The organism is Stenotrophomonas sp. 21LCFQ19 (assembly GCF_056861425.1).
The window spans coordinates 164,284-179,746 of record NZ_JBSPUF010000006.1 but is presented as its reverse complement, the minus strand read 5'-3'; the positions used below and the strand labels follow the sequence as shown (position 1 = coordinate 179,746).

General features: G+C 63.9%; 13 protein-coding genes. 6 read left to right on the top strand and 7 right to left on the bottom strand.

Annotation, left to right across the window (positions count from 1 at the left end):
- The first annotated feature begins 773 nt into the window (after positions 1–773).
- Positions 774–2,924 (top strand): TonB-dependent siderophore receptor, encoded by a 2,151-nt coding sequence (locus AC13FW_RS08950; protein WP_482988858.1) that lies wholly within the window; start codon positions 774–776, stop codon positions 2,922–2,924.
- A 160-nt stretch (positions 2,925–3,084) separates the two neighbouring features.
- Here AC13FW_RS08950 and AC13FW_RS08945 read toward each other — a convergent pair whose 3' ends face one another.
- From AC13FW_RS08945 to AC13FW_RS08915, 7 genes are all read right to left on the bottom strand, one after another.
- A complete protein-coding gene (locus AC13FW_RS08945) occupies positions 3,085–3,780 on the bottom strand; it encodes a copper homeostasis protein CutC (RefSeq protein WP_482988875.1) in 696 nt (231 codons plus the stop codon).
- A 38-nt stretch (positions 3,781–3,818) separates the two neighbouring features.
- The gene (locus tag AC13FW_RS08940) at positions 3,819–4,826 is read right to left on the bottom strand and encodes a glycosylasparaginase (protein ID WP_296252344.1); all 1,008 of its coding nucleotides are present in this window, start codon (positions 4,824–4,826) and stop codon (positions 3,819–3,821) included.
- Positions 4,827–4,848: 22 nt separating this feature from the next.
- Positions 4,849–5,889, bottom strand: coding sequence for a glucokinase (locus AC13FW_RS08935; RefSeq protein ID WP_482988857.1), 1,041 nt, complete (start codon positions 5,887–5,889; stop codon positions 4,849–4,851).
- Positions 5,890–5,978: 89 nt separating this feature from the next.
- On the bottom strand, positions 5,979–6,365 hold the full coding sequence (crcB, locus tag AC13FW_RS08930; RefSeq protein WP_296252342.1) for a fluoride efflux transporter CrcB: 387 nt from the start codon (positions 6,363–6,365) through the stop codon (positions 5,979–5,981).
- A gap of 36 nt (positions 6,366–6,401) precedes the next feature.
- Positions 6,402–7,697 (bottom strand): replication-associated recombination protein A, encoded by a 1,296-nt coding sequence (locus AC13FW_RS08925; RefSeq protein ID WP_482988856.1) that lies wholly within the window; start codon positions 7,695–7,697, stop codon positions 6,402–6,404.
- Between the two features lie 125 nt (positions 7,698–7,822).
- Positions 7,823–8,461 carry an outer membrane lipoprotein periplasmic chaperone LolA gene (gene lolA, locus AC13FW_RS08920; protein ID WP_481527589.1) on the bottom strand — a complete coding sequence of 213 codons (639 nt, stop codon included), beginning with the start codon at positions 8,459–8,461 and terminating at the stop codon, positions 7,823–7,825.
- A 93-nt stretch (positions 8,462–8,554) separates the two neighbouring features.
- Complete coding sequence (locus AC13FW_RS08915; protein ID WP_282270464.1) at positions 8,555–10,921, bottom strand: DNA translocase FtsK; 2,367 nt, start codon at positions 10,919–10,921, stop codon at positions 8,555–8,557.
- A 290-nt stretch (positions 10,922–11,211) separates the two neighbouring features.
- On the opposite strand from AC13FW_RS08915, the gene trxB reads away from it, so the two are divergent.
- The 5 genes from trxB to infA all read left to right on the top strand — a co-directional run bounded on the left by trxB (position 11,212) and on the right by infA (position 15,284).
- Positions 11,212–12,180 (top strand): thioredoxin-disulfide reductase, encoded by a 969-nt coding sequence (gene trxB, locus AC13FW_RS08910; protein WP_282270462.1) that lies wholly within the window; start codon positions 11,212–11,214, stop codon positions 12,178–12,180.
- A 35-nt stretch (positions 12,181–12,215) separates the two neighbouring features.
- The gene (locus tag AC13FW_RS08905; RefSeq protein WP_482988855.1) at positions 12,216–13,097 is read left to right on the top strand and encodes a metallophosphoesterase; all 882 of its coding nucleotides are present in this window, start codon (positions 12,216–12,218) and stop codon (positions 13,095–13,097) included.
- Positions 13,094–14,236: a GNAT family N-acetyltransferase gene (locus AC13FW_RS08900; RefSeq protein ID WP_482988854.1), complete on the top strand. Its 1,143-nt coding sequence runs from the start codon at positions 13,094–13,096 to the stop codon at positions 14,234–14,236. The genes AC13FW_RS08905 and AC13FW_RS08900 overlap by 4 nt, the downstream gene beginning before the upstream one ends.
- Complete coding sequence (aat, locus tag AC13FW_RS08895; RefSeq protein WP_482988853.1) at positions 14,233–14,967, top strand: leucyl/phenylalanyl-tRNA--protein transferase; 735 nt, start codon at positions 14,233–14,235, stop codon at positions 14,965–14,967. The genes AC13FW_RS08900 and aat overlap by 4 nt, the downstream gene beginning before the upstream one ends.
- A 98-nt stretch (positions 14,968–15,065) precedes the next feature.
- Entirely contained in the window at positions 15,066–15,284 is a 219-nt protein-coding gene (gene infA / locus AC13FW_RS08890; RefSeq protein ID WP_005409596.1) for a translation initiation factor IF-1, read from the top strand.
- Positions 15,285–15,463 lie beyond the last annotated feature (179 nt).

Below are 15,463 nucleotides of genomic sequence, written 5' to 3'. Positions count from 1 at the left end.
AAACTCTGTTTTGGGGAGGCGGCATTGTTGATTCCCACGCAAAGCAGGGACATAGGACGAGGCTTAAAACGCTGGGATTTCTGCCTGGGCAACCGTTCGGTCGGCGACTTTGTGCACGCTGTCAGCACAGTTCGCGCGAGACCGCAGCGCTGAAACGGGCAAGCGCGGAAGTACCTGCAGCACTCCAAGCGGTTCGAGGTAACCGACGTAAATGCGCGGGGTCTCGAGTTGTACGTGGACCCTGATTTGCAGCAAAGACGTCCTCGCATGCTGGAAAAGCTCACTCGCTGGCTTCAACAGGCACATCAGCGTTTCCACTTCGCACTGCACTCATGTGCCTGGGCTGCTGCGCGCGGCAGCACGCATAGCGCCCGCTTGCACAGGCGCTTTCTGATCGAAAGATGTTCGTCGGGGTCACAACGGATGCTTCCCTGCAGGCGCAAGCGGCATTTGCGACAGCAATCAGTTGCAGTCCTATTCCGGCGTCCCGCCCTGCCCCGCCCACGCGCGGCCCAGCGAGCGCCCCAGAAGGGGATGTCAAATTACGTGACGAGTCACTATAAAAAGACCGTGCAGTGCTCAGCGCTGATCAAGGTGGATCCTTCGCACTGATTCTCCTTTTGGCCAGTCTGTCGCGGCACGGACCGGTTCTTACCTGACTGGCGAAGATTTGCTATTGCGACTCATTCGCAATACGATTTTTTTGTAACCCAGCTGGCAGGCCGCCGCCGCCCTGCTCCTTATCTGCGTCTCCTGCCAAGGCCATCTCTTTGTTGCCTCGTCTTCCGCGCGTGCGTTTCCCGCGTCATTCCGCCCTGTTCATCTGCCTCTCCGCTGCCTGCCTGAACGCGCAGGCGCAGACGGTGGACCCCATTCCCGCCAACCAGGCTGCCAAGGACGCCACCGAGCTCGACACCGTGCGGGTGAAGGGCGAGCGCCTGGGCTTGAACCTCAACCTCGACGCCAGCGCCGGCGCGCTGGGCACCAAACGGCTGTTGGATACCCCGTTCTCGGTGACCGTGGTGGAGCAGGAAGACATCGAAAAGCGCGGCGCCACCACGTTGGGCGATATCTTCATCAACGATCCATCGGTCTACGCAGCCGAACCTTCGGCCACCACCGCTTGGTGGGGCACACAGATCCGTGGCATCGGCGTCAGCAACCACTATGTGGATGGCGTGCCGATGTTGATGGAATGGGGTGGCGAGTATCCGCTCGAAGCCGTCGAGTCGGTGCAGGCACTGAAGGGACTCGGCGGCTTCATGTACGGCTTTGGCTCGCCCGGCGGCATCATCAGCTATCGCAGCAAGCGCCCGACCAGCGCACCGATGCTCTCCACGACACTGGGCTGGCGCAACGACAGCGCATGGTCCGCCCGCGTTGACGCCAGCACCCGCGTCAACGGCCCGGATTCCTTTGGCGTACGCGTCAACCTGGCCAAGGACGGCGGCGATGCCTACAACGGCGCAGGCCTGGACCGCGAAGTCATTGCGATAGCCGTGGAGCAGCCCATCGGCGAAGCGCTGGTATGGCACGCCGAAGTGCTACGCGAAGACAACAAGCTCAAGCACGAACCGATGTACTTCTACTGGGACAGCTACCAGGGCGACCGCCTGCCCCGCCCCAGCTATGACTACGAGAACGTTCGCGTCCGCAATTCCTACTACCAAGCGAAGACCACCAACACCACCACCGGCCTGCAATGGCGTGTGAGCGAGGATTGGAACGTGGACTTCACCGTTGGCGGCAGCCGACGCGAGCACTACTCCAACAAGATGTTCGGCAACCTGCTCAATGAGGCGGGTGACTACGAAGGCAGCGTCTACAACTTTGGCGCCGATCTTCGCAGCAGCGTCGCCCAGGTGCTGGTCACCGGCAGCGTCGACACCGGCATGATACGCCATGAACTGGTGTTCGGCAGTGCGATGCAGCGCAGTTGGGACCGCTGGAGCAATGAGTTCTACTGGAGCAATGACTTCTCGGGCAATCTTTACCAGCGACAGGATTTCATCTCGTACCACGTTCCGGATTTCAGCTTCGCTGCGGTGAGCTCGGATGAGAGGCAGAAGTCGGTATTCGCCAGCGACACCCTGCACTTCGGCGAGAAATGGCAGGCGATACTCGGTGCGCGCTATGTCGATTACGAACAGCGCGACAAGGACGGCGACCCGACCGTGGATTCGGGTTACGCCACCTCTGCGCTTACACCAACGCTGGCATTGATCTACAAGCCGGTGGAAGCGGTATCGATCTACGGCAGCTACGTGGAGTCGCTGGAGTCCGGCGGACGCGTTGGCTTCGACAGCGAGCCACCTTACGCCAATGCTGGCCAGGTGCTGGACGCCACCATCAGCAAGCAATACGAGATCGGTGCCAAATACCAGAGCGGCAGGCTTGGGTTCACTACCGCTGCATTCCGCGTTGAACGCGGCGCGAAGATCGACCAATGGCGTGATGGCCAGCGTTATCTGGTGCAGGACGGTCTCACCCTGTACCGCGGCTTCGAGGCGATCGCCAGCTACGGCGTGACCGACAGTCTGGATATCGGGCTGGGTGGTCTGTGGCTGGACGCCAGTCTGGAAGATCTTGCACCGGAGAACGCTGCGCTGCGCGGCAACCGCCCGGCGGGTTCGGCGCCGCGTAGTTACGTCGCCAACTTCGACTACCGCCCTGCCCTGCTGACCGGCTTCAGCCTGCACGGCACGGTGCGCTATTCCGGCGAGCAGTATTACGAAGATGCCAACCGCATCCTCATTCCAGGGCGCACGATCACCGACCTCGGCTTCCAGTACCGCACCACGCTGGCAGGTCGTGACGCCACGCTGACCGGCAACGTCAACAACGTGTTCAATCGCAAATACTGGAACCTGGACATGCTTGGCGAAGCGCGGAACGCGTCCCTGGATCTGCGCATCGACTGGTAAACCGCGACGCGATGCCCGTGCTCTCGCGAGCAGTGCGCAATACTTGCTGCAATATCCAGAACGATGGCCGCGGGCTGCAAGGCCTGCATGGGACGATCTTCAGGCTACAGATCACCGATTAAAGTGACTCGCCACTTTAATCGGCGAGCATCGAGCATCCTCAGCCCAGCTCATCCAGGGCCATGCGCAAGGCCCTGACCGCGCTGCTTTCGGTTTGGATCCAATCGTTGTCCAAGCCCTGCAAGTCGGGGTTCTGGTAGCGCATGGCGGACAGTCGCCGCGACTTGGCCGAAGCATGCAGCTGCAGGCAGCCAGTTTGTCGGGCGACGTTAGCGATGTTCCGGGCATTCAGGCCTGCGCCGGCCATCAACTCCAGGCGTGTTCCGGCCTGTTCCGCCAGATTGGCCAGCACAGCACTGCCTTCAGCAGCACTGGCGTGGCCACCGGAGCTGAGGATGCGTCTGATGCCGAGCTCAACTACCTGCTCCAGCGCGGCTGGCAGGTCGCGGGCGGCATCGAAGGCGCGATGGAAGGTGATATCCATTGGCCCGGCCACGCTCACCAGTTCACGGCATAGCGGCATGTCTATCTCGGCGTCAGCGGTCAGTGCGCCAATCACCACGCCATCGCAGCCCAGCTGCCGACAATGCGCTATGTCGCGCAGCATGATCTCTGCTTCCACGTTTCCGTAGTGAAAGTCACCAGGACGTGGGCGTATCAATATGAACAACGGGATCTGCAGCTGCTCGCGCGCAACCGCGATGCTGCCGGACGACGGCGTTGTGCCGCCTTGTTCCAGATTCTCGAACAATTCAATGCGATTGGCGCCGCCTTGTTGTGCTGCCACGGCCGACATCGCCGAGTTGCAGGCGATCTCCAGCAGATACGCCGAACTCACGCCTGCGTGCTCGTGTACACCGATGCCGAGTCCAGCAAGGCATCCTGCTTGCTGCTGTCGCATACCGCGTAGACGAAGCCCTTGTGCAGCGCATACGCGCCCACTTCGCCGCTGCGGTTCATTGCCAGGAAACAGACCTGCAAGGTGCGGCTGGCTTCCGGGCGCTTGCGCACCACCCGCTGGATGGCTTCGCGGCAGGCGTCGGCCGGTGAGCGACCTTGTCGCATCAGCTCCACCACCAGGAACGAGGCGGCATTGCGGATCATCTCCTCGCCCATGCCGGAGGCCGTGGCGGCGCCCACTTCGTTGTCCACGTACAAGCCAGCGCCGATGATCGGGCTGTCGCCAACGCGGCCGTGCATCTTGAACGCCATGCCACTGGTGGTGCAGGCGCCGGCCATCTGTCCGCTGGCATCGATGGCGATCATGCCCAGCGTGTCGTGGTTGTCCTTGTCACCGGGAATACCACGACGTTCGGCGTTGATCTGCGGCGCGTAGTGTTCGGTCTTCAACCATTCACGCCATGCCTGCTCCGCTTCCGGGGTGAGCAGGTTCTGTCGTTCGAATCCTTGTTGCACGGCGAACTGCTGAGCACCCTCGCCCACCAGCATGACGTGTGGGGTCTTCTCCATCACCGCGCGGGCAACGGAGATCGGGTGCAGGATGTCGACCAATGCAGCCACCGATCCGCAACGTCCATCGCCAGCCATGATGCTGGCATCCAGGCTCAACACGCCATCGCGGTCGGGGTTGCCGCAGCGCCCGACCGTTGGATTGCAGAGTTCGCTTTCCGCCCAGCGGGCGCCGGCTTCCACCGCATCCAGTGCGCTGCCGCCAGCGGCCAACACCTTCCATGCGGCCTGGTTGGCCCCTACGCCGAAGTCCCAGGTTGAAACCACGCGTGCGCCGTTTGCAGCGACCGGCGATGCCAGCAGGCCCGGCGCCGCACTGCCCAATGCGCCGATCAGGGCGGTCGACTGCAGGAACTGTCTGCGGGTACTCATGCCTGGGTTCTCCTGGGTTGTGTCAGCGTGCTGCGAGTTTGTCCACGTGCCAAGCCAATGCGCCAAGTACACCGAGCTCGCCGTGTTCAACACGCCAGACCGGCACATGCCGCAGCGCCTGCGACAATCGGTCCTTGGCAAGGAAGCGTTGCTGGAAGCCGCCGGCATGCAAAGGGCCACTCAAATGGCCGGTGATGCCGCCGGTCAGGTAAACCGCCCGGGCGCCAAAGGTCAGTGCGAGGTCACCCGCCAGGCTGCCCAGCCAGGCGCAGAAAACCTCGATGCTTTCCGCGGCCAGCGGGTCTGCACCGCCCGCGGCGGCCGCGACCAGATCAGCGGGGCTGCGCCATTGCGGCGTGCTGCCACGCAGTTCGCACAAGCTGGTGTAGAGCGTCAGCAAGCCCGGGCCGGACAGGATCCGCTCGTTGTCGATGTGCGTGTACTGCCGCGACAGCAGGCGCAATACGTCCTGCTCCAGTGGCGTGGAGCCTGCCAGCGCCGCATGCCCCGCTTCACTGGCGAGTACCGAGGGATTACCGCCAGGCAGATACACGGCGACGCCCAATCCGGTGCCGGGGCCGAGCACCACGGCCGGACCAGGCACCACCTGGGTGGGATCTCCGCAGATCAGATGCAGCGCGTCGGCGTCGGCATGCGCCATGGCCTGCGCGACAGCAACGAAATCGTTGATCAGCTCCAGCGTTTCCAGACCGGAGTCGCGGCGGGTTGCCGCCAGCGACACCGGCCATGCCAGGTTGGTGTTGAGCAGCGTGTCACCATCGAGCACGCCTGCGATGGCCACGACGGCGTGTGCGATCGGTGGTGCGCTGGTTTCGCGCGCCAGCCAGTCGGCGTAATCGCGCAGGATAGCGGCAAGACTGGGATGTTCGGCGCAGGTGTACTTGCGGAAACCCCGGACGCTCAACGCACCGTTGGCATCCAGCTGCGTCCAGCCAAGACGTGCATAGGTGCCGCCTACATCCGCGCCGATGATGGCGCTCCCCGATTCAGAATCCTGGATTGCTTCGCTGCGGGCCGCGTCATCCAACGCCGGTCTGCTCATTCGTGTGCCCGCTTTTGCTGCATATCCAGGAAACGCTCAATTTGTGGTGGGCGCATGATGCGGTATCGACTGCGGCATTGAAAGCGGGCTCAAGTCAGGTGCCGCAGGGCACGCCAGGTCCACCAGCCCAGAGCGGTCATCGACAACGAGCCGCCCAGGTGCAAGCCAATGGTGACCAGTCCCCAGCCCAGCTGCTGGCGCTGCAACAGGTAAACCACTTCGGCCGAAAAGGTCGAGAAGGTGGTCAGGCCCCCCAGCAGTCCGGTGACCATGAACAGCCGCCACTGCGGTGAGAGTTCGGGCCGGCTGGCGAAGAATGCCAGCGCCAGCCCGATGACGTAGCCACCGAGCAGGTTGGCGGTCAAGGTCCCCAGCGGCACGGTGTTGTGCAGCGGGTTCAACCAAAGACTCAGCCCGTAGCGCAGCCATGCACCGAGTGCCGCGCCAATACCGATGGCCAGGAAGGACTGCCACATGGATTCACGCTCCAGGCACGGGGTGGCGGATGGCGGTCATTTGCGCTGCGCGCGGGCCTGCTCGCGGGCGGTGCGCAGGCGATCCAGCTTGTCTTTCAGCTTGATCTCCAGGCCGCGCTCCACCGGCTTGTAATAGACCTGTTCGCCCATCTCATCCGGGAACGCGGTCTGGTCCAGCGCGATGCCGCCCTCGACGTCGTGGTCGTACTGGTAACCCTGACCGTAGCCCAGCGTCTTCATCAGACGCGTCGGAGCGTTGCGCAGGTGCATCGGCACCGGCTGGGTGCCGTACTTGGCGATGTCGGCACGGGCCGCGTGCAGTGACATGTAGGCGGCGTTGGATTTGGCGGTGCTGGCCAGATAAACAACCAGGTTTGACAGGGCGATATCGCCCTCCGGTGCACCGATGCGGTCATAGGCGTTCCAGACATTGATCGCCATTTCCAGCGCACGTGGATCTGCCAGGCCGACGTCTTCCACCGCCATGATGGTCAGCCGGCGCAGCAGGTAGGACGGATCGCAGCCACCATCGAGCATGCGTGCCAGCCAGTAGATGGCGCCGTCCGGGTTGGAGCTGCGCACCGACTTGTGCAGTGCCGAGATCTGGTCGTAGAACTGCTCGCCGTTCTTGTCGAAGCGGCGGGTGCGGTCGGCCAGCACCTGCAGCAGGGTTTCCGGGGTGATTTCACCGCCCTCGCCTGCAGCCAGTTCTGCGGCGATTTCCAGCAGGGTCAGGGCGCGGCGCACGTCGCCATCGGCGGCCCTGGCGATTTCCAGCAACGACTCGGCCGAGACCGTGATTTCCTGCTCACCCAGCCCGCGCTCGGTGTCGTCCAAGGCGCGCTGCAGCGCTTCCACTACGTCTTCGGGCGACACCGATTCCAGCACATGCACGCGGCAGCGCGACAGCAATGCAGAGTTCAACTCGAACGAGGGATTCTCGGTGGTCGCGCCGACAAAGATGATCGTGCCGCGCTCTATGTGCGGCAGGAAGGCGTCCTGCTGCGCCTTGTTGAAACGGTGCACTTCGTCGACGAACAGCACCGTACGCCGCCCTTCGGCAAAGCGCTGCGCGGCTTCGGCCAGCACCTGACGCACGTCCGGCAGGCCAGACAGCACAGCAGATATCGCCTTGAACTCGGCATCGGCGTACTGCGCCAACAGCAAGGCCAGCGTGGTCTTGCCGCAGCCCGGCGGGCCCCACAGGATCATCGAATGCACGCGCCCGGATTCGACCGCGCGGCGCAGCGCCGTGTTGGGTGCGAGCAAGCGCTTCTGGCCGACCATCTCCTCCAGTGCACGCGGACGCATGCGCTCGGCGAGCGGACGCATATTGTCCCGGTCCGCTGTCAGCAGGTCGGCGGGAGCTTCATCAAGAAAGATATTTCGGGATCTGGCCACGCCCGCATTCTAGCAGCGTGGCCGCCCTACCCCGGCCTCCAGCGCCGGGTTTGGACTCAGCGGTCGCCGACGACGTCGACGTCCTTGCCCGGCACGAAGCGGAAGGTGCCTGCTGCAAAGCTCGGGTTCTTCTTCCAGCCGCTGAAGCTGATGATGGTGCGCTGGCCCACCGCGTCGGTCAGCTCCATCCGCGACAGCGCGCCACCGGCGAAGCCCAGTGCGGCGACATCGAAGCTGGCCTGGGTATCACGCTTGGGCGTGAGCGACAGCCACTGCATGCCGTCGCGCGGCGCGGCTTCCTCGCTGATGTCGTACTGCTGTTCCAGCAACGCCGGGTTGATCAGCGCGGTAAGCGGGTTGTTCTGCTCCTCGGTGCCCTGCGGGCTGACCCGGGCCTGCTCCAGGTCCGGCTCATACACCCACAGCTTGCTGCCGTCAGCGATGATCAGCTGCGGATGCGGGCGGGTGTATTCCCAGCGGAACTGGCGCGGTGCCGACAGCGCCACACGGCCACTGGAGGATTCCTTGACCCGGCCACGCTGATCCACCACCTGCTGCGCGAACTGCCCATCAAGGCCGCGCAGGCCGCTGGTGAAGGACTTCAGGTCGTCGCGGGCGCCGGCATGGGCATCCGCAGCAAGGCCGGCACAAGCCAGGGCAACAGCAAGAACGGAGTGGCGCAGGAATGCAGTCATGGCGGCTTGGGATAGTTGTGTCGTTGGTGAGGCAGAGTCTGCCTCTTTCAAACTGAATGGGCGGCAATCAATCGCTGAATGCCGCCCATTCGTTCAGTGCTTGGGCGGCGGCGGAGCCAACACGGTGCGGTCGCCATTGTGCTCCGGCGCGGTAACCACACCGGCCGCTTCCATTGCCTCGATCAGGCGCGCGGCGCGGTTGTAGCCGATCTTCAGGCGACGCTGCACACCAGAAATGGAGGCGCGGCGGGTTTCCGTGACGATGCGCAGGGCTTCGTCGTACAGCGGATCGGACTCGTCACCACCGCTGCTACTGCTTTCCGGCAGGCCGTTGGCACCAACCACCACGCCATCGCCCATGGTCTGCACTTCGTCCAGAACACCCTCGATATAGTCAGTGGGCCCACTGGCCTTCAGGTGCTCGACCACGCGGTGCACTTCTTCGTCGGAGACGAAGGCGCCGTGCACGCGGTCCGGCATGGCGGTGCCCGGCGGCAGGTATAGCATGTCGCCGTTGCCCAGCAGCGCTTCCGCGCCGGACTGGTCGAGGATGGTGCGCGAGTCGATCTTGGAGCTGACCTGGAAGGCGATACGGGTCGGGATATTGGCCTTGATCAGACCGGTGATCACGTCCACCGACGGGCGCTGCGTGGCCAGGATCAGATGGATGCCGGCCGCACGTGCCTTCTGCGCCAGGCGCGCGATCAGCTCTTCGACCTTCTTGCCGACGATCATCATCATGTCAGCGAATTCGTCGATGAAGATGACGATGAAGGGCAGCGGTTCGAGCGGACGCGGGGCCTCGCCCATCTCCGGGTTGGGCTTGAACAGCGGGTCCATCATCGGCTGGCCAGCGTCGATGGCGTCCTTCACCTTCTTGTTGAAGCCGGCCAGGTTACGCACGCCGACCGCGCTCATCAGCTTGTAGCGGCGTTCCATTTCGGCCACGCACCAGCGCAGGCCGTTGCCGGCCTCCTTCATGTCGGTGACCACCGGTGCCAGCAGATGCGGGATGCCCTGGTAGACGCTGAGCTCCAGCATCTTCGGGTCGATCATCAGCATGCGCAGGTCTTTCGGGCTGGCCTTGTACAGCAGGCTCAGCACCATCGCGTTGACCGCAACGGACTTGCCCGAGCCGGTGGTACCGGCCACCAGAAGGTGCGGCATGCGCGCCAGGTCGGCCACGCTGGGGCGACCGGCGATATCCTTGCCCAACGCCAGGGTCAGCACGCTGGCCGACTTGTCGTATTCCTTGGAGCGCAGCAGCTCGGACAGGAAGATCATCTCGCGGGTGACGTTGGGGATTTCCAGGCCGATCACCGACTTGCCCGGAATCACGTCAACCACGCGCACAGACTTGACCGACAGGCCGCGGGCGATGTCCTTGTCCAGCGAACTGATCTGGCTGACCTTGATGCCCGGCGCCGGTTCGATCTCGAAACGGGTGATCACCGGGCCCGGATAGGCGCCGACGACCTGCGCATCGATGCGGAAGTCCTTGAGCTTGAATTCGATCTGCCGCGACAGGGTTTCCAGCGTCTGTTCGTCGTAGCCCTTGGCCTGCGGCTTGGGGTCGTCCAGCAGGGCCAGCGGCGGGATGTCCGAGCCGTCGCCATTGACGCCCTGGAACATCGGAATCTGCGTCTCGCGCTTGGCGCGGTCGCTCTTCTCGATCACCGGTGCCGGGCGCGGCTCGATCTTCACCGGCTCGCGCTTGGCGCGCACCTCGGCGTCGACCTTGCGTACTTCCTCGCGCTCCTCGCGCAGCACGCGGGTCTGCTGCCACTCGCTGGCCTGCTCTTTCTTCTTGTTGAGCAGCGGACCAAGCGCCAGCACCCACTTGCCGATCTTCTCCATCACCGCGAACCACGACAGCCCGGTGGCCAAGGTGATCGAGGTCAGCAACAGCACCAGCAGGAACAGGTTGCTGCCCACCGGGCCAAAGCCGGTCTGCAGGGACTTGCCGACCAGCACGCCCAGGCCGCCGCCTGCGCGGGCGACGTCACCCGGCGGCAGACGCAGGTACAGGAAACCGGTGGCACCAATCAGGAAACCGACAATGCCAACCAGGCGCAGCGCCGGACCCAGATCATCCTGGCCGCGCTCGTCGGTCTTCTTCAGGCCGAACATGGCGATCCATGCGACAGCCGCCAGCATCAGCGGGATCAGGTAGGCCACATAGCCAAACAGCTGGCGCAGTACATCGGCAATCCATGCGCCGACCTTGCCACCCATGTTGTGCACGGGCGCAACCACCGAGCCCGACTGTGACCAGCCCGGATCGGTAGGCGAGTATGTGAACAGACTGGCGAGCAGATACAGCAGCGCCGGCGCGATCGCGATCAACGCCAGATCACGCCACAGCTTTTGACGACGCGGATTGTCTGCTGCAGCCGCCGACTTGCGCGCTTCAGCGGCAGCCTTGGGGCTCTTGTCGCGTTCCGGGACCTGTTTCGCCACCTTTGACCAGACCTTAAAAATGCACGGTTAGTGATTGATATTAAACGACAGATCGTCGGGTTTCACCCAATTACAGCGCAGTGCGGTACGGCTGACAGACAGAAAACGTCAAAAAAGCCGCCAGACAGAGGCGGCAGCAATGCGGGAAACAGCAGAGTTGTGTGCAACGGGCCGCGCAGTTCCATTCACGTGCCTTGATTCACCGAGGTCGGACCGCCACTCTATTGGCTTGCCCGGATAGCTGCGGACTGCCGCGTTCGGGCCACCAATCCTGACTTTCGCGAGTATACATGAGCACTTCCAGCCTCCCGACCAAGCACTCCCGCCTGTTGATCCTCGGCTCTGGCCCCGCCGGCTGGACCTCTGCGGTCTATGGCGCGCGCGCAAACCTGAAGCCGCTGGTCGTCACCGGCCTGCAGCAGGGTGGCCAGCTGATGACCACCACCGAGGTCGACAACTGGCCGGGCGATGCACATGGCCTGATGGGTCCGGACTTGATGGCGCGCATGCAGGCGCATGCCGAGCGCTTCGAAACCGAAGTGGTGTTCGACCACATCCATACCGCCGACCTGTCCAAGCGCCCGTTCACCCTGACCGGTGACAGCGCCCAGTACACCGCCGATGCGCTGATCATCGCCACCGGCGCCACCGCCAAGTACCTGGGCATTCCGTCCGAGGAAGCCTTCAAGGGCCGCGGCGTGTCTGCCTGCGCCACCTGCGACGGCTTCTTCTACCGCGACCAGGACGTGGTCGTGGTCGGCGGCGGCAACACCGCCGTTGAAGAAGCCCTGTACCTGTCCAACATTGCCCGCAAGGTCTACCTGGTCCACCGCCGCGACACCTTGAAGGCAGAGAAGATCATGCAGGACAAGCTGTTCGCCAAGGTCGCCGCCGGCAAGATCGAAACCGTGTGGCACCACCAGGTCGATGAAGTGCTGGGCAATGACGCCGGCGTCACCGGCGTGCGCGTGAAGTCCACCCTGGACGGCAGCACCCGCGACATTGAAGCCCATGGCTTCTTCGTCGCGATCGGCCACCAACCCAACACCGAGCTGTTCACCGGCCAGCTGGCCATGAACAACGGCTACCTGGAAATCCGCTCCGGCCTGGGCGGCAACGCCACCATGACCTCGGTCGAAGGCGTGTTCGCCGCCGGCGACGTCGCCGACCAGCACTACCGCCAGGCCATTACCTCGGCCGGTTTCGGCTGCATGGCCGCGCTGGATGCCGAGCGCTTCCTGGACGAAAAGGGCGCCTGAGCGCCCCACCCCGCCAGCCCGCCATGGACAAGCTGATGATCAAGCAGCTGCTGTTCCATGGCAGCTGGCTGGTTTTTCCTGTCATCGCCTGGCTGCTGTGGCGCTGGCGCAAACGGCAGCACCGCGCAGCCATCGCGGTGCTGCTGCTCGGTTGCAGCGTGTTCGCCTGGGCACGCTTCATCGAGCCGCAGATGATCGTGACCAGGCACACCACGCTGGAAGGTACCGGCACCGCTACACGTATCGCGCTGGTCAGTGACATCCACCTGGGCGTCTACAAGGATCGACGCTTCCTTGAGCGGTTGGTGAAGCGCATCAACGATCAGGATGTCCACGCGGTGGCGATCGCCGGCGACCTGACCTACGAGCCACAAGGCCTGTCGCTGCAGGAGCTGTTTGCGCCGCTGGCGGACCTGCGCGCACCTGCGTTTGTGGTACTCGGCAACCACGACCAGCAAAAACCTGGCCCAGACATCGACAAACCCTTGCGTGCCGCTCTCGCCGCGCACGGCATGAACGTCATCGAAGGACGTTTGCTCAGGGACGCCGATGGTGTGGATTGGGCGGGCCTCGGCGATCGCTGGGCAGGGCGGGATGACGCGCGCTTCCTGCTCGGAGGCGAAGCACTGCTTGGACCCACGATCATTCTTGCCCATAACCCCGACAGCGCCATGCAGGTGTGCGCCGGCAATGTGGCCGTGGTGCTCGCCGGGCATACGCATGGTGGGCAGATCCGCATCCCCTGGCTGTACCGCAAGGTCATTCCGAGCGCTTATGGCTTCGATCGCGGTGAGCAGGTCATGCAGGGCGCCTGCGGTCCGATACGTGTTTTCACCACCAGCGGTAGCGGAGAGATCGGCCTGCCATTGCGCCTGTTCAACCCACCCGTCATCGATGTACTGACGTTGGAACCATGAACCTGCCTTTGCAACTTCGCGTCCTGCCCAGCCTTGCAGTATTGCGCACCGCGCAGTGGGATGGCCTGCATGACGGAAGCAACCCCTTCATCAGCCACGCCTTTCTCAGCGGGCTGGAGCAGCATGGCTGCCTGCGCCCGGAATGGGGCTGGCAGGCCCAGCACCTGAGCCTGTGGCGCGACGACGAACTAGTCGCCGCCGCACCGGGTTACCTGAAGCAGAATTCGCACGGCGAGTTCGTGTTCGATCATGCCTGGGCCAACGCGTATGCACGCCATGGCCTGGAGTACTTCCCAAAATGGCTGTGCGGCGTGCCCTATTCACCGGTCACCGGGCCGCGCCTGCTGGCCCGCAGCGACGCTGATCGGCAGGCATTGATCGAGGCCATCGTGCGCCATGTGCAGGACAACGACTTGTCGTCCGCACATATCAATTTCCATCTCGCCGATGAAGACCCACTGTTCGGCGCGCAATGGCTGCAGCGCGATGACGTGCAGTTCCAGTGGCAGCGCCAGCCGGGCTGGAAGAACTTCGATGACTTCATCGGCGCGATGGATCACAAGCGGCGCAAGAACATCCGCCAGGAGCGCGCCAAGGTTGTCCGCGCCGGTATCAGCTTCGTCGTGCGTCACGGCGATGAGGCCAGCGCGGACGAGTTGCGCGCCATGCACGGTTTCTACCTGCAGACCTTTGCCGAGTACGGCAACGCGCCGGCGTTGACCTTGGCGTTCCTGCGCCACATGGCCGGGCAGATGCCGCGTCAGCTGGTGTTGTTCCTGGCGATCCAGGATGGCGAGCCGATTGCAGGCGCGCTGTGCCTGCGTGGCGCGGATACGCTGTACGGGCGCTACTGGGGCGGCGCCACCCTGCCCGGCCTGCACTTCGAGACCTGCTATTACCAAGGCATCGAATATTGCCTGCGCGAAGGCCTGCAGCGCTTCGAGCCCGGCGCGCAGGGCGAACACAAACTGGCACGCGGTTTTCTTCCGACACAGGTTCGCAGCCACCATTGGCTGGCCCATCCGCAGTTCCGCGAGGCGGCACGCGACTGGTGCGGCCACGAGCGCGAGGATGTCGCGACCTATGCCGCAGACCTGATGCGCCATTCGCCCTTCAAGCAGGAAGATTCACCGCAATGAGCAACAAAGGCCCGTTCCTGCTGGACAGCGCCAGCGATGCGCCGTTCCCGCCCGCCGAGCTGGCGTTGCGGGACCCCGACGGCCTGCTTGCCGTCGGTGGCGACCTCAGCCCGGTGCGGCTGCTCAATGCCTATGCCGGCGGCATCTTTCCATGGTTCTCCGAGGGCCAGCCGCTGCTGTGGTGGTCGCCGGACCCGCGCATGGTGTTCCGCACCGATCAGGTCCACCTGTCCTCGCGCTTCCGGCGCGGGCTGCGCAACAGCAACTGGACGATCCGCGCTGATACCGCTTTTTCCGAGGTCATGCAGGCCTGCGCCTTGGCCCCGCGCCCCGGCCAGGATGGCACCTGGATCACCGCCGACATGCACCAGGCCTATGTCGCCCTGCACCAACTCGGCTACGCGCATTCGGTGGAGGTGTTCGACGATGAAGCACTTGTTGGCGGCATCTACGGTGTCGCTATTGGCCAGATGTTCTTCGGCGAAAGCATGTTCAGTGGCCGTAGCGGCGGCTCGAAGGTGGCGCTCGCGGCCTTGGCCGGTACCCTGGCCGAGTGGGGCTGGCCATTGATGGATGCGCAGGTGGAGAACCCGCACCTGCTGCGGATGGGTGCGGAGCACCTGCCCCGCGCAGCGTTTCTGGAAAGCGTGCGCCAATTGGTCCAGCAACCCAGTGACGCTGGCAGTTGGACGCGCAGATTTGGCGAACTGGCTGCCTCGGCATTGGCCTGAATGCAGGTACTTAACGCAAACTTTGCATCCCGGCCCGCGACAGCGTAAAATGCCCGCCCTTAGGCCCATTGGCCGTCCGCAGAACCGCACAGGACTACATGTCGAAAGACGACTCCATTGAGTTCGAAGGCACCGTCAGCGAGACGTTGCCGAACACCACGTTCCGTGTTCGCTTGGAAAATGGGCATGAAATCATCGCCCACATCTCCGGCCGCATGCGCAAGAACTACATCCGCATCCTGACCGGTGACCGCGTCAAGGTTGAGATGACGCCGTACGACCTGACCAAGGGCCGTATCACCTACCGCATGAAGTAATGCGGTAAGTCGAGCGTGAGCAGAAAGCCAGCCTTAGCGCTGGCTTTTTCGCGTGGCCAGGATTCCATGTAGTGCCGAGCCATGCTCGGCAGGAGCGTTACCGGTAATGCCCCTTGTAGTGGGGGGGGGGGGGTGGGGGGGGGGGGGGGAGGGTGAAGAGAACGCAACGCCGGCGGGGG